Source organism: Novosphingobium sp. GW821-FHT09E05, from assembly GCF_059416165.1.
The window spans coordinates 2,108,251-2,133,076 of record NZ_JBWKOQ010000001.1 but is presented as its reverse complement, the minus strand read 5'-3'; the positions used below and the strand labels follow the sequence as shown (position 1 = coordinate 2,133,076).

Annotated in this window: 25 protein-coding genes and 1 pseudogene; 9 read left to right on the top strand and 17 right to left on the bottom strand. The window is 65.9% G+C overall.

The genetic code is table 11. The annotated features are described in order from the left end of the window. Positions 1-24 precede the first annotated feature (24 nt). The 3 genes from AC07M9_RS10020 to AC07M9_RS10010 are packed head-to-tail and all read right to left on the bottom strand — an operon-like array spanning position 25 to position 2,854. Positions 25-1,311 (bottom strand): hypothetical protein, encoded by a 1,287-nt coding sequence (locus AC07M9_RS10020; protein ID WP_494883427.1) that lies wholly within the window; start codon positions 1,309-1,311, stop codon positions 25-27. Then, the gene (locus AC07M9_RS10015; RefSeq protein ID WP_494883425.1) at positions 1,311-1,952 is read right to left on the bottom strand and encodes a phage tail protein I; all 642 of its coding nucleotides are present in this window, start codon (positions 1,950-1,952) and stop codon (positions 1,311-1,313) included. The genes AC07M9_RS10020 and AC07M9_RS10015 overlap by 1 nt, the downstream gene beginning before the upstream one ends. Further along, complete coding sequence (locus AC07M9_RS10010) at positions 1,949-2,854, bottom strand: baseplate assembly protein (RefSeq protein ID WP_494883424.1); 906 nt, start codon at positions 2,852-2,854, stop codon at positions 1,949-1,951. Before AC07M9_RS10010 ends, AC07M9_RS10015 begins: the two co-directional genes overlap by 4 nt. Before the next feature lie 240 nt (positions 2,855-3,094). On the opposite strand from AC07M9_RS10010, the gene AC07M9_RS10005 reads away from it, so the two are divergent. Beyond that, on the top strand, positions 3,095-3,640 hold the full coding sequence (locus AC07M9_RS10005) for a hypothetical protein (RefSeq protein WP_494883422.1): 546 nt from the start codon (positions 3,095-3,097) through the stop codon (positions 3,638-3,640). 25 nt (positions 3,641-3,665) lie between these two features. On the opposite strand, the gene AC07M9_RS10000 is transcribed toward AC07M9_RS10005, so the two are convergent. The 11 genes from AC07M9_RS10000 to AC07M9_RS09950 form a co-directional block, all read right to left on the bottom strand. Beyond that, complete coding sequence (locus tag AC07M9_RS10000; protein WP_494883420.1) at positions 3,666-4,340, bottom strand: phage virion morphogenesis protein; 675 nt, start codon at positions 4,338-4,340, stop codon at positions 3,666-3,668. Beyond that, positions 4,337-4,819 (bottom strand): phage tail protein, encoded by a 483-nt coding sequence (locus AC07M9_RS09995; protein WP_494883418.1) that lies wholly within the window; start codon positions 4,817-4,819, stop codon positions 4,337-4,339. Before AC07M9_RS09995 ends, AC07M9_RS10000 begins: the two co-directional genes overlap by 4 nt. Further along, positions 4,803-4,934, bottom strand: coding sequence for a hypothetical protein (locus AC07M9_RS09990; protein ID WP_494883416.1), 132 nt, complete (start codon positions 4,932-4,934; stop codon positions 4,803-4,805). Before AC07M9_RS09990 ends, AC07M9_RS09995 begins: the two co-directional genes overlap by 17 nt. Before the next feature lie 10 nt (positions 4,935-4,944). After that, entirely contained in the window at positions 4,945-5,340 is a 396-nt protein-coding gene (locus tag AC07M9_RS09985; RefSeq protein WP_494883414.1) for a hypothetical protein, read from the bottom strand. Continuing rightward, positions 5,337-5,945 carry a glycoside hydrolase family 108 protein gene (locus AC07M9_RS09980; protein ID WP_494883412.1) on the bottom strand — a complete coding sequence of 203 codons (609 nt, stop codon included), beginning with the start codon at positions 5,943-5,945 and terminating at the stop codon, positions 5,337-5,339. Before AC07M9_RS09980 ends, AC07M9_RS09985 begins: the two co-directional genes overlap by 4 nt. A gap of 3 nt (positions 5,946-5,948) precedes the next feature. Then, complete coding sequence (locus AC07M9_RS09975) at positions 5,949-6,293, bottom strand: hypothetical protein (RefSeq protein WP_494883410.1); 345 nt, start codon at positions 6,291-6,293, stop codon at positions 5,949-5,951. 4 nt (positions 6,294-6,297) lie between these two features. Next, entirely contained in the window at positions 6,298-6,528 is a 231-nt protein-coding gene (locus AC07M9_RS09970) for a tail protein X (RefSeq protein ID WP_494883408.1), read from the bottom strand. Then, positions 6,528-7,010, bottom strand: a complete 483-nt coding sequence (locus AC07M9_RS09965; RefSeq protein WP_494883406.1) for a head completion/stabilization protein — start codon at positions 7,008-7,010, stop codon at positions 6,528-6,530. Before AC07M9_RS09965 ends, AC07M9_RS09970 begins: the two co-directional genes overlap by 1 nt. A 125-nt stretch (positions 7,011-7,135) precedes the next feature. Next, positions 7,136-7,954 carry a phage terminase small subunit gene (gene gpM, locus AC07M9_RS09960; RefSeq protein ID WP_494883405.1) on the bottom strand — a complete coding sequence of 273 codons (819 nt, stop codon included), beginning with the start codon at positions 7,952-7,954 and terminating at the stop codon, positions 7,136-7,138. Between the two features lie 46 nt (positions 7,955-8,000). Further along, positions 8,001-9,083 carry a phage major capsid protein, P2 family gene (locus AC07M9_RS09955; protein WP_494883403.1) on the bottom strand — a complete coding sequence of 361 codons (1,083 nt, stop codon included), beginning with the start codon at positions 9,081-9,083 and terminating at the stop codon, positions 8,001-8,003. Positions 9,084-9,141: 58 nt separating this feature from the next. Further along, entirely contained in the window at positions 9,142-9,954 is an 813-nt protein-coding gene (locus AC07M9_RS09950) for a GPO family capsid scaffolding protein (protein ID WP_494883401.1), read from the bottom strand. A gap of 150 nt (positions 9,955-10,104) precedes the next feature. Between AC07M9_RS09950 and AC07M9_RS09945 the strand changes: the two genes are divergently transcribed. Next, a complete protein-coding gene (locus tag AC07M9_RS09945) occupies positions 10,105-11,964 on the top strand; it encodes a terminase large subunit domain-containing protein (protein WP_494883400.1) in 1,860 nt (619 codons plus the stop codon). Further along, positions 11,961-13,019, top strand: coding sequence for a phage portal protein (locus AC07M9_RS09940; protein ID WP_494883398.1), 1,059 nt, complete (start codon positions 11,961-11,963; stop codon positions 13,017-13,019). Before AC07M9_RS09945 ends, AC07M9_RS09940 begins: the two co-directional genes overlap by 4 nt. Positions 13,020-13,400: 381 nt before the next feature. On the opposite strand, the gene AC07M9_RS09935 is transcribed toward AC07M9_RS09940, so the two are convergent. Together AC07M9_RS09935 and AC07M9_RS09930 are read right to left on the bottom strand one after the other, a co-directional pair. Then, on the bottom strand, positions 13,401-13,568 hold the full coding sequence (locus AC07M9_RS09935) for a hypothetical protein (RefSeq protein WP_494883396.1): 168 nt from the start codon (positions 13,566-13,568) through the stop codon (positions 13,401-13,403). A 1,307-nt stretch (positions 13,569-14,875) separates the two neighbouring features. Further along, complete coding sequence (locus tag AC07M9_RS09930; RefSeq protein WP_494883394.1) at positions 14,876-15,673, bottom strand: helix-turn-helix domain-containing protein; 798 nt, start codon at positions 15,671-15,673, stop codon at positions 14,876-14,878. 466 nt (positions 15,674-16,139) lie between these two features. Between AC07M9_RS09930 and AC07M9_RS09925 the strand changes: the two genes are divergently transcribed. From AC07M9_RS09925 to AC07M9_RS09910, 4 genes are read left to right on the top strand one after another with little or no spacing between them, the layout of a single operon-like run. Then, entirely contained in the window at positions 16,140-16,646 is a 507-nt protein-coding gene (locus AC07M9_RS09925; RefSeq protein ID WP_494883392.1) for a Csu type fimbrial protein, read from the top strand. A gap of 6 nt (positions 16,647-16,652) precedes the next feature. Further along, a complete protein-coding gene (locus tag AC07M9_RS09920; RefSeq protein ID WP_494883390.1) occupies positions 16,653-17,378 on the top strand; it encodes a fimbrial biogenesis chaperone in 726 nt (241 codons plus the stop codon). Positions 17,379-17,381: 3 nt separating this feature from the next. Then, complete coding sequence (locus tag AC07M9_RS09915; protein WP_494883388.1) at positions 17,382-19,664, top strand: fimbria/pilus outer membrane usher protein; 2,283 nt, start codon at positions 17,382-17,384, stop codon at positions 19,662-19,664. Further along, positions 19,654-20,121, top strand: coding sequence for a Csu type fimbrial protein (locus tag AC07M9_RS09910; RefSeq protein ID WP_494883386.1), 468 nt, complete (start codon positions 19,654-19,656; stop codon positions 20,119-20,121). Before AC07M9_RS09915 ends, AC07M9_RS09910 begins: the two co-directional genes overlap by 11 nt. 40 nt (positions 20,122-20,161) lie before the next feature. Here AC07M9_RS09910 and AC07M9_RS09905 read toward each other — a convergent pair whose 3' ends face one another. After that, entirely contained in the window at positions 20,162-21,028 is an 867-nt protein-coding gene (locus AC07M9_RS09905; RefSeq protein WP_494883384.1) for a hypothetical protein, read from the bottom strand. Between the two features lie 298 nt (positions 21,029-21,326). Between AC07M9_RS09905 and AC07M9_RS09900 the strand changes: the two are divergent. Both AC07M9_RS09900 and pdxR read left to right on the top strand, forming a co-directional pair. Next, positions 21,327-22,828: pseudogene (locus tag AC07M9_RS09900) on the top strand (arylsulfatase). 412 nt (positions 22,829-23,240) lie between these two features. After that, positions 23,241-24,701, top strand: coding sequence for a MocR-like pyridoxine biosynthesis transcription factor PdxR (gene pdxR / locus AC07M9_RS09895; protein ID WP_494883382.1), 1,461 nt, complete (start codon positions 23,241-23,243; stop codon positions 24,699-24,701). Positions 24,702-24,826: the final 125 nt, after the last annotated feature.

Here is a 24,826-nt window from a genome sequence, read left to right as displayed (position 1 = left end):
CGATGTGAGGATGGACGGTGCGGGTCACGCGGCGAGCCCGATGGCGAACCAGTGGATGGTCATCGCCCCGTTGAAGCCGTTAGTCAGGTTGACCTGCGTGAGCGCCTGCGATCCGGTGCCGGGATAGGCCCGCAGCGAGGACGAATTGCCGGTGTCGGCGGTGCCGCCGCCCTGGAACACGCCGAAGCAGGCGGTGTAGGGGGCGTCGAACGTATCCGTCCGGGCGGTGTTGGCGGCGACGTCGGTCTTGCCCCAGTTGATCCGGAACACGTCGCTGCCGAACGGCATGTCGATGTGGCCCTTGTCGGCGAAGTGGGCGGCGTTGGCCCTCGCAAACTCGCCGCCGTCGAGCCGCCCGACGATCGCGGCGATGGCATCGAGCGACGGCTTGAGGCGGCGCGGGGTCACGGCCTTGTCTGTTGCAGTGCCGGCGGCGATCTCGGCCGCGCTCGCCTCGGTCACCGTCAGGACGCGGTTCGCCGAGAGGTCGCCGCCGCCGGTGACAAGGCCCCCGCCGGTGATGGTGCGTCCCCGGATGGCATCGAGCGCGCTGCCAATGTTGTCGAGCACGGTGCGCAGCCGGCGCGGGGTGACTGCCTTGTCGGCCGAGGTACCCGCGTCGATCTCGGCGGCGGTGGCCTCGGTCACCGTGAGCACACGATTCGCCGACAGGTCGCCGCCGCCGGTGACGAGACCGCCGCCGCCGATGCTGGTGGACCTGAGGGCGAAGGTCGCCAGCGCGGCGGTGATGCTGCCGATCGCGTTGGTGATGGGCGTCAGCAGCGCGCCGAGCCGCGCGGCGAGCTTCGCCGGGGTGACGATCCGCTGGCCATCCGTCCCCGCATCCACCTCGGCCTGCGTCGCCAGTTCGGCCACGCCGCGCATGCTCTCGCTCGCGGGCGGGTACGTGAACACGGCGTCGCCGAACGAGATGTTGGCGGCAAGGTCGGCCTCGAAGGCGATGTCGCAGGCGAGCAGCGCGAAGGCCACGCCGGCCTTGTTCATCACCGGCTCGGTCCCGGCGTAGACCGCCAGCAGCGTCCCGTCCGAGAGGAACAGGCCGAAGCTGGTGGCGCTCCAGACCTCCGCCGAGGTGTCGTAGACGGTCAGGTGCGTGATGTTGGGCGCCGCCGCGACGCCCGACACGGCGCCAAGGCGCTTGAACTCGCCGGGCAGCGCGATCAGCGTCGGCGCGAAGTCGAAGGGCGTGGCGGACAGGCCCACGCCCGCCACAACGGTGGCGCTCGACCCGGACGCTGCTTGCACGGCCGCCAGCCCGGCATTGGTGAGCCTGATCGAAAGCGCGGCCATCAGGTGGTCTCCAGATAATCGAGGCCGTCCTCGGTCAGGATCGGTTCGCCCTGCTCGGTCTGCCAGACGGCGGACCAGTCGCGGCTTGTGTCGAGGGTGGCGGCATAGTCGGCCCGGAACATCGATCCGGTCACGCCGCCGGCGGCGAGGTAGAGGGCGCCGCGCGCGTCTAGCGACTGCACGAAGTCGAAGTGTGCGCGCGCCGGCTTGGCGACTGCGACGTCGGCAATGATCTCTTCGGCAAGTGCGATGGTCAGGAAGCCGGGCGAGATCTCGGAGGCGGGCGCGCGGACTTCGAAGGTATGCGGCTCGCGGCGCGGGTTGGCCTGATGCCATTCGACGATGGTGAAGGCCGGGTGATAGCGCGCCAGCACTTCCTCGACCGCGCTGCGGGTGCCTTTGCGCCGGTGATAGGGGATGGCATCGGCAATCGCGGCGCGCTTGCAGGCGACCGGCCAGGCGGTCTTCCAGTGGCTGATCGCCAGTCCCCACGCGAGCCAGGGCAGATGGCCGACCGGGCAGTCGGCGGGCGACCACACCGAGCGGATCGGCGCCGGCATATCGACGAGCCGGGCCGCGACCTGTTCCAGCGCCTTTTCCAGCGGCGTGGAGGCCGGGGGCAGGATCGAGGGATAGCTCATTCGCCGGCGCCCGCGAGGCGGGCGGTGATGCCGTTGCAGTAGGTTGCCTGGGTACGGTCGATCACGATGTCTGCGGCGGGCGAATTGAAGCGCACGTTCTGTGCGCCTTCGACGTGCGCGGCGCGGAACAGCGCGGACAGGGTGATGTCGCGGCTGATCCGGCGGCTTTGCTCGATGTACGAGCGAACGCTGGCGAGGGAGGATTCGAGAACGAGGGTGGCGTCCGGACCGCTGAAGGGCGTCAGGACGTAGTCGATGGCGTAGGTGACGATCTGGGCGGACTGGACGATGACGAGATCGGTAAGGGGACGGCGGGTATCGGCCGAGACGTAGGCCTGCACCGCATCGATCAGGCGCTGCGATGCGGCGCCGTCGCCGAGGCGGGACAGCAGCGAAACCACGACCACGCCGGGCGAGGGGCTGGTGGCGGTCGCGTCAAGCACCTCCGGGTCGGCCGACAGGGCGTGGAAGAGGTAGGCGCCTTCCGGGCCGGCGACCGAATAGCCCTCGGGCGCGAGCACCATGCGGCGGCGGAACTCGGGGTCGCTTTCCATGACGGCCGGGATGCCGTTCACCTCGTCCGCCGGCGTGATGGTCAGGCGCACAATGCCGAAGGTGGCGGCGATGTTGTCCAGGTCGGCGCCCACGGCATGAGCCGGCATCACCGCGCGCGCGGCGTCGTTCACCCGCTGGCGCAGCAGCTGGGCGAGGTAGGTGAAGGTCTGCAGCAGCTTGGTAGCGGGATCGCTCTCGCGGCTGACGAACACCACGCCGGCAGCGGCCATCTCCGCCTTGAAGTGCGCGACGGCTTCAGCAAGCAGCGTCTCGTAATCCAGCGTCTGGATGATATCCGGCGACGGCAGGCGCGAGAGATCGACAGCGGTGAAGGTGGGATCGGCCATGCCGGCCATGTCGGGGAAGCATGGGGGACCGCGCTATGCCCGGCATTTAGCTGGGCCTTCAGCGAAATGAGCAAGTTCCTGTCGGAAGATGCCGGCCAGGCAGATGTGTAAGCCAGAGAGATCCCAGTGGTCGACATCTAAAGGTGTGGTGTTGTCCGCCAACGCCAAAACAATGAACTTGCAACTATGAAAAATCGAAATGATAAATTTGAAAGATATTTCCACGAGAGGGCATGTTGCATGTCTGAGTATATCGATCTCATAGTATCTGCGATTATAGGGATTGCGGCGACAGGTTTGCTCAGAACGATTGTTGGAATTAGCGATCGTCGGCGCAACGCGCGGACCACATTTGTAGCTATCGCATCAGAGATAGATGCAATATGCAGATTAATTAGGTATAGAAAATATCTCAAATTTGTAGAAGAAAAAATTGCCAACATCAAAGATGGTTCGTGGGATGGTTCTTTAATCATCATAGATATTAAATCTGATTATTTCACGGTATTTAATTCCAACGCCTCGTCTATCGGAAGGCTATCGCCAGTGGATGCCTGTTTGGCAGTAAATTTTTATTCTTACTGTAAATCGATGATCGACACAGTCCGCCGGGATGGTCCGGCAAATTATACTCATACTCCGGAAAATGCTCTTATCATTCTCGAATCTCTGGCGATGTTGTTCAAAAATATTCTCGAAATCGGAGATAAAGTCGTCGAAAGAGCAAGCATAAGGCTTTCTCAGACTACAACATTGTTGCACAGTAGCTCGCATAACTCGCCATGATGCAACATGCTCCACGAATTCGTGCCTAGATGACCGCATCCAAATGTGCGAAGATTGTTTCCATCAGGCGTTCACGGTCTGCTGCATTCGCGCCCAGTAGTTTTCTCTGGGGGTAGCGAACAGATTTTATACGCAGCGAAGGTTTATCCCGCAGTCCGTGCTGGTGAACATCCGCGATCTGCGACACCTTGCCGGTGAAGCCGACCCAGAAGCTCTGATCGTCCGTCCCCGTTTTCAGGAATCGCGACGACGCAAGCCGGCGGAACATCGCTCGCCGCCGCAGGCCGCCACGGCGGCGCAATTTCCCGCCGCCGGCATTGCGATGCTCCTCGGGCACCGGGAGCCATTTGACGATCTTGTCGAACTCGAACGAGCGGATGGCGCCGGCCTCAATGTCGAAGCCGGTGAGCATGCGCCCGGTGCCCCAGGTGAAGCTTTTCATGATGGCTCGGCGCGGCTCGCCGCCGCCGCCGGCCGGGTAGAGGAAGCAGGCCGCCCCGCGCCCGGTCACCGGCGGGGCCTTGGCTTTCCGCTTTTCGAAGGCGGTGCCGTCAGGCTGGCGCTGCGCGGTGATACGCTCGCGCTGGCTGATCGCCAGTTCCCGCGCCATGCGGCGCATAAGGGCGCGGCGCTCGCCCGATGAGAGGCTGCGGAGGATCGTGCCGGCCAGCTGCTCGATCTCGGCCAGTTCGTCCGTCATGCCTCGCCGGCCATCCATAGCGAGATGTCGCCCGCAAAGGCATCGGTGAAGCTGGCGTTCACACCGGCGAAGCTGTCGGTGAAGTCCGGCTCGGGCGGATGCTCGACGTCATACCCGCTGCCGTCGGCGCGCGGCGTGACGATGACGTTCTCGGTCAGGTCGAGCGAGATTTCGATATCGGACGTGTCGGCATCGAGCAGTTCGGCTTCGAAGGCGAAGGGCTGGCTGTCCTGCCGGCGCAGCAGCTGAGGCTGTTCCTTCGCGATCCATGCGAGCATCGGCACCATCAGCCGGTCCGCATCGCCTACAAAATCCAGCACCAGCGCCTTCAGCGTGTACTGATAGACGAACGAGAGGGTGCGGGACTGGCGCGTTGCCACTTGTCCGGCTTCGAGGTAGATCTGCAGCCGGTCAGGGTGCGTTTTGAACTCCGGGATGCAGGCACCGAGCCACCGACGCAGGCTATCGGCTTTGCGCATCCTGACTTCCCCACACCAGGCGTACCTCGGCCTGCAATTCGATGAAGGCCGTGCGGATCTGCCCGGCGACGTCGTAGAGCGCGGTCAGGCTGGGCAGTGCCTCGGCGCCGGACATCTCGCCGGCGCTATTGCGTTGGACCGGGGGCAGGGCCGGCGGCGGTGCCAGCAGTGCCGGCGAGACCCTGCCCGTTCGCGGTGGCAGCGGCGCGGTCGAGCAGCCCGACACCATCAGCATCGACGCACACATTGCGATAGACAGGATGCTCGATGACCTTTTGCGTTTCATGGTAGATTTCCCTGACGTTGGCCTGCCGGGCGTATTCGGCGGACTGGTGGGCCTCTGCGCCGGCGTCGATCTGGCCCTGCGCCCTGGCGCGCTCGGCCTCGGCCGCCTCATCCGCGCGCCGCTGCGCGGCCTGCTCCTGCGCCGTGCCGATGCGGGTGCCGTAGGCGAAGCCGCCGATGCCGGCGACGCATGCCGCCAGCGCGCCGGCAAGAGCGAGGTGGGCAGCGCCGATCACGCCGGCGGCTTCCCGCACTTGCGGCGATCGACGTTGCCGATGCGGTGAGCGAGCCAGCCCTTGTGGAACGCCTTCAGGCTGGGGTTCACGCGGACGAGGCGGTCATATTCGGTGCGCTGGCCGGCATCGAGGCGGTCCAGCATCCGCACGCACAGCTGCACCGCGCCCGCGTTCTTCTGGCAGGCGGAATAGGCGGCGATCGTCCTGGCGCCGATCTGGCCATCTACCGCGATCCGCGTGTCGCACAGGGCGTTGATGCCGTCCTGAAACCAGCGCGAGGGCCGGGCCGGCCCCATGTTCACCGTGGTGTCGAATAGTTCCTCGGCAACCGCGGCATCGATCGAGATCAGCGGGGCGAGGCCGGGGGCGACCAGATAGCGGTCGTAATAGATGCTTTCAGCGACCTCGCGCGGCAGCGTGCCCATCGGTCCGGTGTAACCGTTCTCGCGCGCGACCTGCACGGTGATGCCCATGTTGGTCTCTCCGCCGGGATCGGCCTTGTGGTTCACGTAGCCGCCTTCGAGCGCGATGGCCGCGCCGATGATGGTGAGGGCGGCGGCGCCGATCTGACGCGACTTGCTCTTGACGGTGGTCAGGGTGGGCATGGGTCAGCCTTTCTTCGGCAGGAAGCGGTCTGCGATACGACCGGGGATGGAGACGAGGGTGTCGATCGCGGCCTTGACGACGCGGGGGGTGGCATCGAACGCAAGGAGGGCGATGCCGAAGGCGATTGACTGCGCGACGAAGCCGTTCCAGTCGGTGACGGCGACGATCGCGAGCGTGGCGTAATAGCTGACCGTCGAGCCGACGACCCACTGGAGCATCCGATCGCGCCATGACATCGCCGGCTTCCATGCCTGGGCAACGGCCGAGCCGATCAGCGAGGGGGTGAGCGAACCGACCAGTTCGGCGCAGTGCTCGGAAGCAAAGTGGAAGATGGTGCGCAGGTCCATGGGATCAGCTCCAGAGTTGGACGAGGGGCAGGACGCGGTTGGCGTTGCCCTCCTGAGTGGCAGTCGCCGGGACGATGACGGCGGTGCCGAGGGGAAGGATGGTGCCGAGATCCGCGAGGCCGGGATTGGCATCGAGCACGCGCGTGATCTCGCCCGGCCCGAGGCCGGCATCGCGCCAGAGCAACTGGTCGAGCTTGTCGCCCTGCTTCGCGGTCAGGCGCTGCTCGGCCGCCATCAGATCAGATCGATCGTCGTGCGGGACTTGCCGAGGATGTCGCGCACGGCATGCAGCGCGTCGCGGCGCAGTTCACCGATGGTGGGCGTGAGTTCCTGGGCGTCGTTGCCGCCGGCCGACGTGGTGTCAAAGTCGCGGTGGCGCTCGATCAGTTCGGCCTTCGCGTAGAGAGCGATGGCGCGCTGATACATGATCAGCAGTTCGCTCGTGCCGTCCAGTTCTTCGGCGGGGACATCGGCAAGGCGCGCATGGCCGGCAGCGATCTTTGCCGCCCGATACGCGCGCAGATCACCTTTCGTCGTCAGCAGGGCGCCAAGGATGGCCGCGCGCAGGCGCGCCGGCGTGATGCTGGTCGGGATCCTTGCGGCTTCGCGCACGGCGGCCGGCTCGATGTCGGGAAAGAAGCCGTCGTTGACGATCGGCGTCTCGGCCGCCGGCGGCTGCTCTAAATCGGCGGAAGGGGGAAGGGCGACGAAGGACATTGCAGAGCCTCGGGTTCGCGCCGGCGCCGCCGGCTAACAGGGGTGAGGATCGGGGAGATGCGGCCCTGCGGCCCGAAGGCCTCCCACATCGCGCGATCCGCCCCTGAGCGCCGGGGGCGAGCTTGTCAGGCGGCCGAGCCGCCCTGTTCAGTGTTCGTGTCGATTGGAGGCGGCGTAACGGCGGCCAGCAGCTTCTCGGCGCGCTTGATGCGATCCTTCACGCCGACGCGGTCATTGAGGCGCTGGGCTTCACGAAGATGGACGAGCGTGCTTTCCAGAACGATGCGGCTATTATCCGCAGGCGTGTCCTCGGCCTTGCGCAGCTGCTCGATACCGATCGCCTTCAGCAGCTTGGCGCGCACTTCATCGTGGATGTCGCAGCCGGCCGTGAGATTGTCCGCAGTATCGAGCACGGCCGGATCGAAGGACTGGCCGGCGTTCTGCGCCTTGGCGGCAGCGTCTGCGACCAGCTCAACCACGATGGTCGGCACGTCGCGGGCGTAGCGCTTGGGCATCTCGACGCGGTGGCGCAGCAGGAACTCAGCAACATCTAGCGCGGCCATGTAGGCACCGGTGTCCAGCAGCCACACCATGTAGGTGGGCACCACGTCACCCGCCACGCCCGCGCCGACGCCGGCATCGGCAATCATGACGCCTTCGACCCAGGACCGGTATTCGGGCAGCATCTCGCGCTTGGCCTCGATCTTGCGGTCGATCGAGCGGATCTCCTTGAGCCGCCGCAGGTCGTGGGTCAGGCGCAGGCCAATCTGAGCAGCTGCCCGGGCGGCCGGCGAAGAACTATTCGCCCCCGCTGCCGGGGAGGGGACAGCAGCGGGGGCGAGGGCCGCCCCGCGCAACGGGGCAGCGCCCACGTGGATCGTCTGCGCTGCGATGATGGTCTGGGCAGCGAGAATGCGATCGCGTTTACGGCGAGCAAGGCTCATGGCGTTGTCCTGTGGGCGGGGCGGTTTCGGGAGGCGAGAGCCGGGGTCAGGCCGGCTTCTTGCCCATGACGACGTTCTCGATGAGCGCGCAGCGGCCGTAGTCCTCGACCACGTAATCCTCGTTCACGGATTCGTAGTTCTCGATCTGGTCGAGCGCGGGCTCGTCCTTGACCTGGCGGCGGCGGGTTTCCTCCTGCCAGTAGACCGAGAGGTTATCGAGGCTGGTGACCAGCAGCGCGTCTTCCGGGAAGAACGGCACGATGACGGCGCGCTTGCCGGCCAGCTGCTTGGGCAGCGTCAGGATGCGGTGCGCCGCCTCCCGCTCGGTCGCGGTGTCGCCGGCGGCCTGCAGCAGGTTGAGGTACTTGTCCTTGACCAGCGACCAGCCCACGATGACGACGAGATCAGTGTCGCTGCGATGCCAGGGGTCGAGCAGGTCGAGTGCATCGAACGCCAGCGCATCGAGGTTGGCATAGTCGGCCTCGGCCGTGTCGACGTTGGTCGCATCGCCGTCGACCACTTCGACACCGGCGGCGACGTAGACGGCCTTGGCAGGCGCCGTGCTCAGTTCACCGTCGTCGAGCACGCGGTTCGCGGCATGAGTGCGGATCTTGTGCAGCCAGCCTTCGTTGACGTCCTGCAGCAGCGGATTGGCGGCGCGGTCGGTCTGCGGCGCGATCGAGGTGCCGTTGAAGCCGATCATGATGCGGTCGCGGCCCTGCTGCTTCAGGATGACGTCGCGCAGCAGCGTCTGGAATTCCGGCTTGTGGCGCCAGGCGTCGAGCTTCGCGTACTTGATCGCGTGATCGAAGTTGGTCTGGCGGCAGTGGTAGCCGCCATCGTCCGTGGTGTCGGTCGGGTCGCCGGGCGTGCGGCGGTTGCCGGCGCCGGTGTTGGTGCGGCTCGCGAGCGGGCGGGTGACGGTGACGCCAACCTTCTCGCCCTGCTGGGCAGGGACGCCCACGACGTTGATCTGCGAGAGGAAGTCGCTCGTCTCCTGGATCTTCTCTTCCAGCTTCTGCTCGACGACGGGGGCAACGCTGAACTTGACGGTAGCGCTTTCCACGCCGTTCAGCAGCGCGATCTGGCTGACGTAGGCATTGAACAGCAGGCGGGTTTCGTTGCGCATTGGCGAAGGCTCCTAGGGGGACGCGGGGGCGTGGGGCAGGTCTGGATTACGGGCCGGATCAGCAGTCAGTGACGACGGAGCCCTTGCCGCCGGCGGCGGGCGCGCGCTTGAAGCCCTGCGGTTGCTCGGTGGTCGCCAGCTTGGCCTCCAGCGCGTCGAAACGGGCGCCGAGCGCGGTGACGGCATCGTTCGCCGGCTTCACCGCCAGCGCGACCTGATCGCCCAGCGCGGCGCTGAAAGCGGCAACATCGAAGCTGTTGTCGTTGGCCGCCTTGGGCTTGGGTTCAGGCTTCGGCTTGGGCTCGCCTTCGGAGCGGCCGAACATGGCGGCGAGGCCGGCGAAGCCCGACTTGATCGCATCGGCCACGCTGGCGTTCTCGGCCGAGGCGGCGATCTCGATCGACGTTTCATGCGCGGCGGAGAAGACGTTGGGGCGCGACAGTGCAGCAAACTTGAGCGGTTCGGTTCCCAGCGATGCAGGCTGATCGGTGACGGCCAGGCCGACGAGGTAAGCCTCGCCCTCGCCGGCGAAGTCAGGGTGGATCTCGCAACTGGTGAACAGCTTCTGGTCGGCCTTGTTGATCGCCAGCAGATTGTCGTTCGCGTCGATCTCGGCGTAGAGGCCCAGCAGCTTCTTCTTGTCGCCGCCGATGGTGAGTTCGACGTCCTGGGTTTTGAGCGAGAGCACCGAGCCGTAGGCGTTGAACGGCTTCTCCGGGCTGTAACCGGCAATGTGCTCGCAATTGATGCGGGCGGTGTAGGTAGCCGGGTCGTAGTTGGCGGCCATCTGCTCCAGCCATTCGCGCTGGATCACGCGGCCATCGACGGTGGCGCCTTCGACGGCGACGCGGAAAAACTTGCTCTTGGCCATGATCGGTCCGGTTCCCTTGGAGAGTTCGGCGGCGGTGTGAGGCCAGAAAGGGACGCTCGGACACGATCTCTCAAGGGCATGCATTTCGCTTAGCGTTCAGCGAAATGGACGGCGGTGATCGGGGCGGAAAGCGCGCGCCATGGTCGCGCCATGACCGGCCCATTCCTCCCGCAGCCCGGCGCGCCTTCAGCCGCATGGCAGTTCGATCCGCGCCGCCACGCCCGCAGCCTGTACTGGCGCGGGTGGGGCATCCAGCAGATCGCCGACGAGTTCGCGCTTCACGGCGTCAAGGGCGACACCGGCGGTCCGATCCCGCGCGCGACGATCGCGGCGTGGAAGCAGCGCGACAAGTGGGACGATGCGCCGTCGATCCAGAAGATCGAGGACGGGCTGGAGATCCGGCTGCTGACCCTGATCGCCAAGGAGAAGAAGACCAGCGGCGATCTCGTCGAGATGGATGCGCTGAGCCGGCAGATCGAGAGCCTGGCGCGGGTGCGCCGCTACGAGGAGCCCGGCGGCCATGCCGGCGACCTCAACAAAAAGGTCGGCAATCGCAACGCCGGGTCGCGCAAGGCGCCGAAGAAGAACCACTTCACCGGCGAGCAGGCGGCCGAACTCAAGCGCATCTTCCTCGATGGGCTCTACGACTACCAGCTGACGTGGTGGAACGCGCTGAGCCAGCGCACCCGCATGATCCTGAAGTCGCGGCAGATCGGCGCGACGTACTACTTCGCATTCGAAGCGCTGATCGACGCCATCGAGACTGGCCGCAACCAGATCTTCCTGTCAGCCTCGAAGGCGCAGGCCCACCAGTTCCGCTCCTACATCGTCAGCTTCGCGAAGCTGGTGGGCGTCGCGCTGACCGGCGATCCGATGCTGATCACCTCGGATCTGCGGCCGGCCGAGGAAGCGGCGGCCGAGATGCACTTCCTCGGCACCAACTTCCGCACCGCGCAGGGTCGGCACGGCAATTTCTACTTCGACGAGTTCTTCTGGGTCCATTCGTTCGAGGAGCTCAACAAGGTCGCCTCGGGCATGGCGACGCACAAGAAGTGGCGGAAGACCTACTTCTCGACGCCGTCCAGCATCGCCCACCCGGCCTATCCCTACTGGACCGGCGAGCGCCGCAACCGCCGGCGCAAAAAGGAAGACCGGATCGAGATCGACGTCAGCCATGCCGCGCTCGCGGCGGCCGGCAGCGTCGGGGCCGACCGGGTCTGGCGCCACATCGTCAATATCGAGGACGCCGAGGCCGGCGGCTGCGATCTCTTCGACATCGAGGAACTGCGCGACGAATACGCGCCCGACGAGTTCGCCAACCTGTTCCTGTGCGACTTCGTCGACGACAGCCTCTCGGCGTTCAAGTTCAACGATATGATCGCCTGCGGCTGCGACAGCCTGGTCGACTGGACCGACTTCGCCATCGAGGCGGCGCGGCCCTATGGCAATCGCGCCGTCTGGGCGGGCTACGATCCGCAGTCGAGCGAGGCAGGCGACAATGCCGCGCTGGTGATCGCCGCGCCGCCGCTGGTGGAGGGCGGGCAATTCCGCATCCTCGAACGCCACCAGCTGCGCGGCCTCGACTTCCAGCAGCAGGCCGAGTTCATCATCGCGGTCCTGTCCCGCTACAACTGCACCTATCTCGGCGTCGATGCGCAAGGAGTGGGCGCCGGCGTCTACCAGCTGCTCGCCAAGGTCGGCGCGATGCCGGGGTGCTCGGTCGCCAAGATCGAATACTCGCTGGAGGTGAAGGCCGGCATGATCATGAAAGCGCAGAACGTCATCCGCCGGGGCCGCCTGGCGTTCGACAGCAGCTATCTCGACATCGTCTCGGCCTTCGTCTCGATCAAGAAGACGCTGACCACCAGTGGCCGCAACGTCACTTTCAAAGCCGGGCGCGGCGGCAGCGACGGCCATGCCGATCTCGCCTGGGCGGCCATGCACATTCTCATGAACGAGCCGCTCGACGGCAAGGAAAAGCCCAAGGGCACGATGGAGATTATCGAATGAGCAAGCGCAGCCGTGCCCGCAGGATGAGCCGTCAGGAAAGCGCCGCCGCATCGGGCGGCGCGATCGTTCCGGCAAACGACGACCGCAGCCACTCGATCGAGGCATTCACCTTCGGGGATCCCGAGCCAGTGAACAGCCGGGCTACCATGCTCGACATGCTGGAGTGCTGGCACAACCAGCGCTGGTACGAGCCGCCGATCTCGCTTGACGGGCTGTCGCGCTCGTTCCGCGCCTCGCCCCACCACTCCAGCGCGATCATCCTGAAGCGCAACCTGCTGGCCGCGAGCCTCGATCCTGCATCGCTCATCAACCGGCGCGACTTCGCCGCCGTGGTGCAGGACTATCTCGTCCTCGGAAACGCCTATGTGCAGGAGGTGCGCAGCCGCTTGGGCGGCCTGATGCGCCTCGATCACATCCTCGCCAAGTACGCCCGGCGCGGTGTGATGCCGGGCAGCTTCTGGTGGGTGCCTGGCTACAAGAACGAAATGGAGTTCGACGCGGGCACCGTCCACCAGATCATGGCGCCCGATATCAATCAGGAGATCTATGGCCTGCCGGAATATCTTTCGGCGCTGCAGTCTGCCTTGCTCAACGAAAACGCGACGCTGTTCCGGCGCAGGTACTATGAAAACGGAAGCCACGCCGGCTACATCCTCTATGCCACCGGGCAGTTCGCCGATGGTGATGTCGACAACATGCGCGCCGCGCTCAAGAAGTCGAAGGGGCCGGGCAACTTCCGCAACCTGTTCGTGCATGCGACCGACGGCAAGGAGAACGGCATCAAGATCCTGCCGATTGCCGAGGTGGGCGCCAAGGATGAGTTCCTTGGGATCAAGAACACCACGCGCGATGACGTCCTGGCGGCGCACCGCGTGCCGCCCCAGCTGCTGGGTATCATCCCTGCAAACGCTGGCGGCTTCGGAGATCCGGCCAAGGCGCTCGACAGCTTCTTCGAACTGGAGATCGAGCCGCTTCAGTCGGTGTTCCTGGAACTGAACGACACGCTCGGGCGCCAGGCGATAAGGTTTCGGGAGCGGGTGGTCTCGGCGGCCTGATCGCGCAGAGCTAATGGACAACGAAGGGCGGCTCAATAGAGCCGCCCTAACTCATTTCAACACCGGAAGTGGTTGACGGCGCGCCTCCACTCCCTGTCGCTGGGCATGGGCAGTTGGATGGTTGGCCCTTCCTTACAAGGATCGAGCCTTAGCGGTCGCATCTTGCGGCAGTGCTTTTGCCAGCACACGCGGCAATAGAAGTGCGACCCGGCCTTCGTCAGCGCATCGTCCCAACCGGAATGATGGAACCGCCACCATAGGGCGTGGGAGTGGAACACGCTGCTGTTCCCGCACTCGCACGTGAGCTTGAGGGTGTACATCCAGGCTGCCGCTTCGAAGATCCGCGTGACTGCCTCTGCGCCCGCAGAATTGCGCGGCACATCAAAGGGCCGGCTGCCGGCTCTTCGCCGCCGCGCAAGCCAGCGCGCCTATCATGTACGGGCTTTCGTCGCGCTTTCCGCTGCGGATTTCGCGGAGGAATGTTCGGTTGTCGAGGCCGCGCGCCTCCAATGTATCGGCGACCGCGCCGCGAACGTCTTCAATCTTCATCGTGCATCTCCTTCGCGAGAACATATGAAGAACGTAAGCCGAGTCGGTCAACACTTGCCGGCCTCAGCCTGTCACAGAACGCCCGCGCTCAATTGGCGCCGTAAACGACGATGCGGGCAAACGAGTCAGCCTGAGCGAAGATGGAACTCATGATAGCGGCAGAACTGCATCGAGGTCTCACCGGTGGCGGGGGGACAACCTCCCGGCCCTCAACGCCGCTCCACTCGCAGCGAATTCAAGAACTGTATTCACTTTCGCAGGCACTACATCTGTGACGAAAAGTGCAGTCTTGAACGCGAGAATTGCAGTGCCACGGGGTTCGCCACCACGTACGAAGAAACGCGATAATCTTTTTCATCATAGGCCCCTTCGTTGGTTTACGGCCTCGCGGCAAATCAGGTGATCCATGCGCACCATGCTAGCTGTCATGACGCCAGTCGTGTCTGCGGCGACGTCGGATTTCTGCGCCGCAATCACAACACTGTCCGACGTAATTTAATCCGTCCCATTCGACATCACGGCGCAACGGCCGATGCTTGTTTAATGGGCACAAAAAGAGACGCCGGAACATGGAGATCATGCTTTTCCATCCGAAGGATCGTGCAAACGAATCGTCGTCATTTTTCAGGATGGTTTCCTGTCGCCAATCGTTTGTAGGTGCAACACAAAATGCGGTAAAACGTGAGCAAAGCGTGGCTTGTGGATCTATTCCATTAAAGACGGCATCTCGCGTTGCGAGATCACCCTTCGAATGGCAAAATGGGCGTAAGTGGACAGATAATCCGACCCTCCACCTAGAGGTAGCACGGCTCCCGCCCGCTACCTCGTCGCTGTCCGGAGCTTATCCTTCGGGGTGCCTCTGGACAGCGATCCCGGAGAGCTTATCCCCTCGCCATCCTGATCAGCCTCTTCCGCTCGCGGGCCGCGCCAAAAATTCTGGCCGAGCTTCCGGCACCCTGCCACCCCTCAGCGCGCGCTTTTCCCCCCGCCTCGCCCGCGCACTTTTCGTGTCGGTTTTGATGCACCACCGGTACCTGCTGGAAACCGGCCTAGGACCTAGGCCGGGGAGGGTGATTTTCGCCCATTCCGCTGATGCAGATTGATGCACCTAACGGCATGATGTCACGACCCCTCCGGTGGCGCTGAGCCGAGACTTGGCACGCCCTTTGCTCTTGGCCCCCTCGGACACCCCTGGGCGGCGCAGCCGCCCTTACACGCCGGCTCCGCTGGCGCTGCGCTGAAGGCGGGAAGAGGCATCTAGGCAGGGGGGACAATACAGATTTACGTCTGAGGGCGCCTTGGCGTCCTCAGTCCTTATCCTTTAAGTTCTGTAGCCGGGGGTACAATGCCAAGTTGGCACTCGCACTAGGTACAGATGACAAGCCGAGCATTTCCTCGTGCTGCCGCATGGCATCGAGGTCGCCGCCGTACATATGCGCGAGGCGCGAGGTGGCGGTGCCGCTAACCAGCGAGCGCCGCTCGGTGCGCTCTCGGCCGACGCCGGCCGACAGCGCACCGGTGACGCTCTTCAGCAGCCGTTCCGCCTTGATCGCCATGCGATTGGGGACGGCGCCCGAACCTTCGAGGTGCCGGACCTTTTCGCGAAGCTTGTCGCCCAGCTTCTGGCGCAAGGTGCGTACGATCTCGATCGGCAGCTTCACCATGTCGATAAAATAGGCATTGCTGGTTTGCTGGCGCTGCGGACCTTCGCCCTTTGCGTTGCCCGTTTTGACGGTGCGGCGGACCCAGTTGATGATCTTCTCCGACCGCAGCTTGGCTAGCAGCCTGACGACGGTCCGCCGCGAAAGCCGGCTGCGCTTGGATATGGTGTCGAGGCATGGATCGCAGCGGCCTGTCTTCCCGTCCATGACGCTGAACAGCGCGCGGAGAACGCGCAGCGCGTTATGCGAGATCGGAAGGGATTTGCCATGCTCGCGGACGTGGCCGGCGTAGGCCTCCACCGTGTCACGGTAGACGTCTGTGAAGCGGTGGAAGTTCTCCTTCTTGGGAGTGGGCTCCCAGTAGACGGTTGCTACCTGGGCGCGTTGATCCTCGACGTCGTAGCTGCGTCGCCAAGCGCTGTCTGATACTCGCGGGTGGGTCATGCGCGGGTGTTCCCATGCACGATTTGACGCTCAGTGGCGGTTGGGTTTTCGCTTCTAACCCATTGATTTTGCACGGTCGGATTTTCCCGAGGTTGGGGAAAATGCATTGAAAAATCAAATATTTAGTAGGGAATCATAATCCGCGTGTCGGGGGTTCGAGTCCCTCCTCCGCTACCACCGATAACAGCCCCTTTACCCGTTATCGTCGCGCTCGCCGGAAGCGTGGCCGCCGTGCTGTTCGGACGGGGAAGGTCGGGCCGGTCCCCTCGCGCGATGCCAGCTTCAGAATGGCGGCATGCGCCGGCGGATTTCATGCATGGCGCCGCCGCGAGCGGTCTGTGGCCGCGCTGCCCCTTACGGAAAATTTCGCCGGTTTTGTAGGTGCTAACCCCCATGTCGGGGGACGCGCCGGGCGTCTACCACGCAGAGGAGGATGAGAAAACGAAAGGCCAAGGCAATGTTTACCATGCGAAATATGCTCAAGCTGACTGCCGCCATTGCCGCCGTGACCGCGGCAGGTGCAGGCCTTGCGCAGACTACGAACACCGCCACCGGCAACCTGCGCGTCCAGGCGACCGTGCTCAGCCAGTGCGCGGTGCAGGATTCGACGCTTGATTTCGGGCAGGTGTCCACCACGCCCCCGGCGCAGCCTCCGCAGACCGACATCCGTATCACCTGTACGGCGGGCGTTCCCTTCACCGTCGGCATCGACAACGGCGCCAACGTCTCGGGCGGCCAGCGCCGGATGCTGCGCCAGGGCGGCAACGGTTCGCAGACCGGTGACTATCTCGCCTATGAACTCTACAAGGAAATCGGATTGGCCAATCGCTGGGGCGACACGATCGTCAGCGAGCGGGTCAGCGCTACCGCCACCGGACAGACCCAGACCGCGCCGGTCTTCGGCAAGCTGGTCGCCAGCACACCGGGCTCCGGCAACTTCGTAGATAACGCTGTCATCACGCTCTATTTCTGATTCTCCGTGCATCGTCGCACGGTCATTGCCGGGCTGGCGGGGCTGGTCCTGTTACGGGTTGCCGGCGCCCGCGCTGCCGGCAGCTTGGGAGTGGCGCCGACCGTCATCGATCTGGAGTCTGGGGAAACCAACAGCGTCCTGTTCGTGAGCAACAGCGGGGCAGAAACCCTCACTGCCCAGTTGCGCCTGTTCGCCTGGCGCAACGAAGCGGGGGAGGAGATCTACACGCCCAGCGCGGACATCGGCTTCAGTCCGGCCCAGTTCAGCGTGCTCCCCGGTGGACGGCAGGTCGTCCGGCTGGCCCTGCTGGTGCCGGGCGGGCCGATCGAGCGGGCCTATCGCCTTATGGTCGACCAGTTGCCCATCGGCGCCTCCTCGCCCCGCGTCAGCATGGCTGTGCGGATGATCGTGCCGGTGTTCGCCGCCCCGGCAACCCCGGTTCCGCGTACGCCGCCGGTTCTTGCCTGGACGGGCTCGGTGGACCGGGCAAGCCGGATCGCCACGCTTGGCGTTTCGAACTCGGGCGTCAGGCGGGTGCGGCTGACGCAGCTGCACTACACCGCCGGCGGCGGCGCGCCGATCGTGCTTTACGAGGGGCTGGCAGGCTACGTGCTGGCCGCCGGCAGCTGGTCCTGCCGGTTCCGGCTGATCGGCGAGCCGGCCGCGATCACGGTGGAGGCCATGACCGATGGCGGGACAGTCACGGCGAACGTGCCGCTCGTCTACAGGTAATGCGTGAGACGGCGCCACGCCCTGGTCGCGCTCGTGTCGGGCGCCGTCGCTTTCGCAGGCCCTGCGGCCATGGCGGAGACGCTCTATGCTGGCGTGACCCTCAACGGAGCTGACCTGGGTCTCGTGGTGGCTTTCCAGCAGGGGCCGTCCGGTCTGCAGATCGCGCAGCAGGACATGGCGAAGCTGGGCATCAGGGTGCCCCCTGATGCGATCGCCGCCGACGGCATGGTCAGCCTGTCGGCCATCCGGGGCCTGCGTTATTCCCTGCGCGCCGAGGATCAGGCCGTCGAACTTTTGGCCGATCCGCAGATCATGGTCACGCAGATCATCAGCCCCGAGGCGGGTCTCGTCCTGCCCGATCCCGTCGCCTGGGGAGCGCTGCTGAACTATGCCGTCGCCGTGACCGCACCCGCGCGGGGAAAGCTGGGCTATGCGGCCACGCTCGAGGGGCGGGCATTCGGCCCTCCGGGCGTGTTCAGCACGACATGGCTGGTGCAGGATAACGGCGGGTCCGGGCGCTACGACAATGGGCTGCGCCGGCTCGACACCACGTTCATCCACGACGATCCGGCGCGGATGCGGCAATTCGTGTTCGGGGATTTCGTCTCCGGATACCAATCGTGGTCGCGCCCGTTTCGCGGGGCCGGATTCAGCCTGCGGAGTGACTTCGGGCTGCGGCCCGAACTTATCACCCAGCCGCTGCCGCTGCTGCGCGGTGCGCCTTCGGTGCCCTCGACGGTGGACCTCTACATCGACGGTGTGAAGCAACTGTCGCAGCCGACGCGGGGGCCGTTCCAGATCCAGCAGCCCCCGGTACTCAATGGCTACGGCCAGCTCAGCATGGTCGTCACCGATGCGCTGGGGCGGCAGACGGTGCAGAACCTGACCTTCTACGGATCGAACAGCCTGCTGCGTCCGGGTCTCGCCGCCTATGCGCTGGACGCGGGGTGGCTGCGCGCGGACTATGCCGGCCCGCGCGATCGCTACACCGACTCCTTCGTGCAAGGCTCAGCCCGCCTCGGCGTGAGCGACGCTTTGACCGTCGAGGGCCGCCTCGCCGCCACCAAGTCACTTGGGCAGGCGGGCGCTGGCGCGGTGTTCAAGGTGGGGGAGATCGCCGTCGTCTCTCTGGCCGGCGACCTCAGTTTCGGGAGCGCCGGCACCGGGGGCCTTTGGCAGGCGGCGATCGAGCACCGGACCGGCCCTTTCGCGGTCTACGGATCGATCTCCAGGACTGTCGGGCCTTTCCGCGACCTCGCGAGCAGGGCGGGGGACCCTCGGATAAACCTGCGGCTCCTCGGCGGCGCGAGCCTGTCGCTGCGGGATATCGGCAACTTCAACGTGAACTACACCCGCCTGCAGACCGACCGGACCGACGTGGGTATCGTAACCATGTCGTACGACCGCCCGATCGGCCGCCGCGCCACGTTCACGATCTCGGGCTACGTCTCCCAGTTCGGCCTGAAGGCGAAGGGCATCTCGGCGGGCATACTGTTTCCGTTCGGGCACCGGGGCACGATGGGCAGCCAGGCGGGCACGGGCAGCCACTCGCCGACATACGCCAGCGCCTATGCCAGCAATCCGCCCCCGCAGGACGGCGGGCTGGGCTGGCGGCTGCGCGTGGAGGGCAGGGGCAACGGCCTCAGCGAAGCGGAGGGCGAACTGCGGCTGGACTCCAGCGTGGTGGACGCCGCCGTCGCGCTCGAGGTCGGCCGCTGGGGCCTTTCGGCGCGCGGCTTCGCGACGGGATCGATCGTCTGGCTGGCGGGGTCGGCGCCGCGCATATCCTCGGCCGTGGGCCAGAGCTTCGCGGTCGTCGAGACGGGCACGCCGGGCATCGCGATATCGCAGGAGAACCGCATCATCGGCCATACCGGCCGCGACGGCAGCCTGTTCGTGCCCTATGTCACGTCCTTCGCGCCCTCGCGCATCGAGATCGTGCCCGGTGCGCTGCCGTTCTCGCTGCAGGCACCGCAGTCGCAGGCGATCGTGCGCCCGCCGCGCAAGGCGGGCGTCGTGGTGAAGCTGCCGGTCCTGCCCAATCGTTCGATCTACCTGCGGGTGGTGGGCGTGTCAGGCCAGCCGCCGGCCGTGGGCACACCCGTGCTCGTCGGCGGCGTGCAGGTCGCGGTGGTCGGCTACGAGGGACTGGTCTGGATCGGGAACGCCGCCGGGATAGCGGCGATCACCGTGGCCGATCCCGAGGGCCGCTGCGTCATTGAAACCCCCGATTCCGCGGCCGAGGACACCGGCCAAGCCAAGGAGGTCGTCTGCCATGCGCCCTAGACTGGTCCTGGGACTGATCCTGTCCCTGCTTGCCGACGCCGCCTTCGCCGCCGACAGTTGCACCGTCGACACCCGCGACATCGACTTCGGCATCTACGACCCGGCGTCCGGCCGTGCCAACGACACCAGCGGCGACATCGGCCTGAGGTGCGACTGCGAAGGCAACGGCTGCGGCGCCATCCACTACAGCATCGCGATCAGCGGCGGTAACGGCTCGGGCGCCGATCGCCGGATGGCGGGGGAGCGGCCGGGCGCCGCGCCGCTGCGTTACGAGCTCTATTCCGACCCCAATCGCTCGGCGTTGTGGGGCAGCGGTGAGCGGGCGGTGGGCGGGGTGTTCCAGCCGTCGCACTTCGGCGAAAGGCTGCGGATCGCGATCTATGGCCGGATGGTGCCGCTGCAGAATGTCGGCCTGGGCCGCTATGCCGACGACGCCCAGGTGGTGGTGACCTTCTGACAGTGCATTAGCGCCGCATTAGCGCGGCAATAGCGGCGCGTTATGCCAAAGCCGCTCCCTCGTCCTCGGCGCGGTCGATCAGGCGCAGGTAGACGACGCTCAGGACGGCGTAGAGGATCAGCGCGAGCAGGATCGCGGCCGGCGCCAGCTTTTCGTCGGGGAAGTTGCCGGTCGCTATGGCGACGGCGATGCCCGGATGGCGCGCGGCGGCGGCGAGCGAGAGGGCGGCGCGGTTTCCGCTTCCCGGACCGCCCAGCAGATAACCCGCCGCCATGCCGGTGATGCACAGGGCGGCCAGCGCGAGCAGCGTACCGTCGCCGATCACCGCCCACATCGCGGGCGCCGCGACCACGACCCAGGCGATCATGGCGAGCGCGATCATCACCGCCCCGACGTTGGCCAGGATCGTCGACACCCGCAGCGCCCCATCGCCGAGCGCCTTGCCGGAGAGCAGGCCGAGCGCAAGCGGCACGCCGACGGTGAGCAGCAGCGTGACGGCGACGCTGCCGACCCCCATCGCCGCGTCCGCATGCAGGATCCGGGCGGCGAGCGCGATGCCCAGCGGGGTGACGGCCAGCGACAGCACCGAGACGAGGACCAGCAGGCCGGTCACGTAGGACGCGCTGCCACCGACCTTGAGCTGCTTCTTGGGGAGCACCGGCGGAATCGGCGAGAAGGCGATGGCGACCAGGGCGATCTCGACTGCGGGATGGAAGCGGAATGCCAGGCACAGGCCGATCGCCGCCGCCGGCACCGCGACGTAGACCGCCGCGACCGCGCGCAGCCCCTGCCGCCAGTGGTGGACGAGATACATCACGTCGGCACCCTTCGCGCGCATGGCCAGCGCCAAGACGTTCACGAAAACGCTCAGCAGCAGGCCCAGCTTCAGCATCGTAACCACGGACATCGGCAGTCTCCGGCGCGAGCGCGCGTTCCCGTCGGAATCCGCTTCTCCAAGGTGGAACCTCGCAGCGAACCATCCGGCGCGCGATACTGTCCCGTCCGCCTCGCCGCCGCGCCATCGGGATAATCACCGAGTTGCGCGCGCGCATTTCCCTGCTCGCCGTGATTCCCGCCGGCCTTGGTGACGAGACCGACACCGGGGCTTTCCCTAGGCATATCCCCGGCATTCCCCCGATGGAGCCCGCGGCATCGACCCGCCACCCTCGCTGCGTTCCAACCGTGTTCGCCATCGGAGAATCGCCATGCCCAAAGGTAAACCCAATGTCCTCGTCATGTGGGGGGACGACATCGGCCAGGCCAACCTCAGTTGCTATACGAGGGGGTCATGGGCTACCGTACGCCCAACATCGACCGCATCGCCAAGGAAGGCATGATCTTCACCGATTCCTATGCCGAGCAGAGCTGCACGGCGGGTCGCGCGTCCTTCATCACCGGGCAGTGCGGCCTGCGCACCGGCCTCACCAAGGTCGGCCTGCCCGGCGCGGACCTGGGCCTCAAGCACGAGGACATCACCACGGCCGAGGCGCTGAAGCCGCTCGGCTACCGCACCGGCCAGTTCGGCAAGAACCACCTGGGTGACCGGGACGAGCACCTGCCCACCGTCCACGGCTTCGACGAATTCTTCGGCAACCTCTATCACCTGAACGCCGAGGAGGAGCCCGAGCACCCCGACTATCCCAGCGAGGAGGACTTCCCCGACTTCAAGAAGAAGTACGGCCCGCGCGGCGTGCTCCATTGCTGGGCGGACGGGAAGGGCGGCCAGAAGATCGAGAACACCGGGCCGCTGACCAAGAAGCGCATGGAAACCTGCGACGAGGAATTCCTCGAAGCGGCCAAGGTCTTCATCCAGGCCGCGCATGACGCGGGCGAACCGTTCTTCGTATGGTTCAACACCACGCACATGCATGCCTGGACGCACGTGAAGCCGGAATGCGTGGGCCAGTCGGGCCGCTGGCAGTCCGAATATCACGACGCGATGATCTATCACGACTGGTGCATCGGCCAGCTTCTGGACTTCATCGACGACCTCGGGATCGCCGACGACACGTTCGTGCAGTACAGCACCGACAACGGGCCGCACATGAACACCTGGCCCGACGGCGGCATGACGCCTTTCCGCAACGAGAAGAACTCGAGCTGGGAAGGCGCTTACCGCGTGCCCTGCATGGTCCGCTATCCCGGCAAGATCGAAGCGGGATCGGAATCGAACGCCATCGTCAGTCACCTCGACTGGTTCCCCACCATCCTGGCCGTTGCGGGCGAACCCGACATCAAGGAAAAGCTGAAAAAGGGGCACAAGGCCGGCGACAAGACCTACAAGGTCCACCTCGACGGATTCAATCTGCTGCCCTACCTGACAGGCGAGGTCGAAAAGTCCCCGCGCAACGGCTTCATCTACTTCACCGACGACGGCGACGTGGCAGCACTGCGCTACGACAACTGGAAGATGATGTTCCTGGAACAGCGGGTGCCGGGTACGCTGAAAGTCTGGCAGGATCCGTTCATCCCGCTGCGCGTGCCTTATATCTTCAATCTGCGGATCGACCCTTACGAGCGCGCGGAGATCACCTCGAACACGTACTGGGACTGGGTGTTCCGCCGCATCTTCCTGCTCGTCCCCGCGCAGGCGGGAGTCGCCGAATTCCTGGAATCGTTCAAGGAGTTCCCGCCGCGCCAGAAAGCGGCCAGCTTCAGCCTCGATCAGGTGCTGGAGAAGATGACGGACGTTTCGTCCGGGGGCTGACCGTCCGCCTTCCGGCGGCAGGCCCGCGCCCGATCCCGTCGTGCTCCCCGCGGCACGGCGGGATTTGGCGCGGCCGGACGGGGCGGATCTCTTCCGCTGCTTGAAATGCGCTTGTCCGCCCGCGCCCCTCCCGTCGCCGCTGCGCCCCGCCGCCCGGTGCGATTTTCCTACATCCCCCTGGGCTGCTACTGTCGCCCAGGTTCTTTCGCATCGTCCATACCATGCCTGCCGGGCCCTTGCGCTCGCGGCCAGCCGCGCCTGAATGCGTTCACAAACCCCCGCGCGCCGCCGGTATCTGTCCTCAGGCGGCGGCAGATACAAAATTTCCGCATCCAACGGCATTGCGGCAAGGGTGGGGTCTGGTAGGGCTGGACCCCACGAACCAATTCCGGAAAGGGCAGGGGGCGGTCCAATGTTGCGTCCATGGCAAGTCAGTCTGGGTGAGCGCATCGATCCCCGGCGCAACGTTCCCATCTACATGCAGATCATCCAGGCGCTGATCCGGGACATCGAGCGCGGCCGCCTGACCTCGGGCACCTACCTTCCCAGCAGCCGCGAACTGGCCGCGACGCTGGGCGTCAACCGCAAGACCGTGGTGCTCGCCTACGAGGACCTCATTGCCCAGGGGTGGCTCGCCTCGGCGGGCACGCGCGGGACGATGGTGTCCACCTCGCTCCCCGCGCCCGGCTCCGTCGACCGCAGCGACGCGGAAGTGACGATGAGCAACGTGCTTGCCGACTACCGCGTGATCGAGCCCCCCGAGCGGCCGCTGGCGCTACCCTCCGGGGCGGGCCTCAAGCTCGACGAGGGCGCGCCGGATGGCCGCCTGTTCCCGCCCGAACTGCTGGCCCGCGCCTATCGCTCCGCCACGTACCGGGCCTCCCGCGAAAACGGCTTCCAGTACCGCGACCCGCGCGGCTCGCCCGCCCTGCGCGAAAGCATCGCGACGATGCTCAAGACCCAGCGCGGCCTCCCGGTCACCGCCGAGAACATCTGCATCACGCGCGGGAGCCAGAACGGCATCTTCCTCGCCACCCAGGCGCTGATCCAGCCGGGCCACGCGATCATCGTCGAGGCCCTGACCTACGAACCGGCGGTCGCCGCGTTCCGCGCCCTGGGCGCGAAAGTCATCCCGGTCGGCCTCGACGAGGACGGCATCGACATCGAGGCGGTCGAGATGGCCTGTCGCCGCAATGCCGTGCGGGCCGTGTTCGTCACGCCGCATCACCAGTTTCCCACCACCGTCGCGCTCCGCCCCGAGCGCCGCCTGCGCCTTCTCGACCTTGCCCGGCAGTTCGGCTTCGCGATCATCGAGGACGACTACGACCACGAGTTCCACTTCGAATCGCAGCCGCTGCTGCCGATGGCCGGCTATGGGCCCGCCCACGTCATCTACGTCGGCTCGCTGTCCAAGCTGCTGCTGCCGGCGCTGCGCATCGGCTACATCGCCGCCCCGCCCAGGACCATAGCCGCGGTCGCGCACATGGTTTCGCTGACCGACGGAATGGGCAACACGCTCACCGAGGACGCCGCCGGCGAACTGATCGAGAGCGGTGAACTGCGCCGCCACGCGCGCAAGGTCTGGCAGATCTACGCCCGCCGCCGCGACACCTTCGCCGCCGAGATCGACGAGGCCTTCGGCGATCTCGCGGAATACCGGGTCCCGGACGGCGGACTGGCCTTCTGGCTTCGGTTCCACACCGACATCGACCAGATGGAATCGCGCGCCGCCGCCATGGGCCTGCGCTTCGCCTCCTCGCGCTCCTTCATGACGCGCGACGACGCGCCGAGGGGCCTGCGCATCGGCTTCGCCAGCCTCAACGAACACGAGGCCCGCACGGCCATCGCCGCGCTGAGGGAAGCCGCAGGCTGATCCCGAGGCGGGGGCCGGCGGAGTGGCCCGTATTTCAAAGCGTTGCTGGCCACCGTGGGTGCGGCGTCTTGTTGATATTGATTTGCAAATGCGTAAGGGAGGGGCGCGCGGGCGCGGGCCGCGCC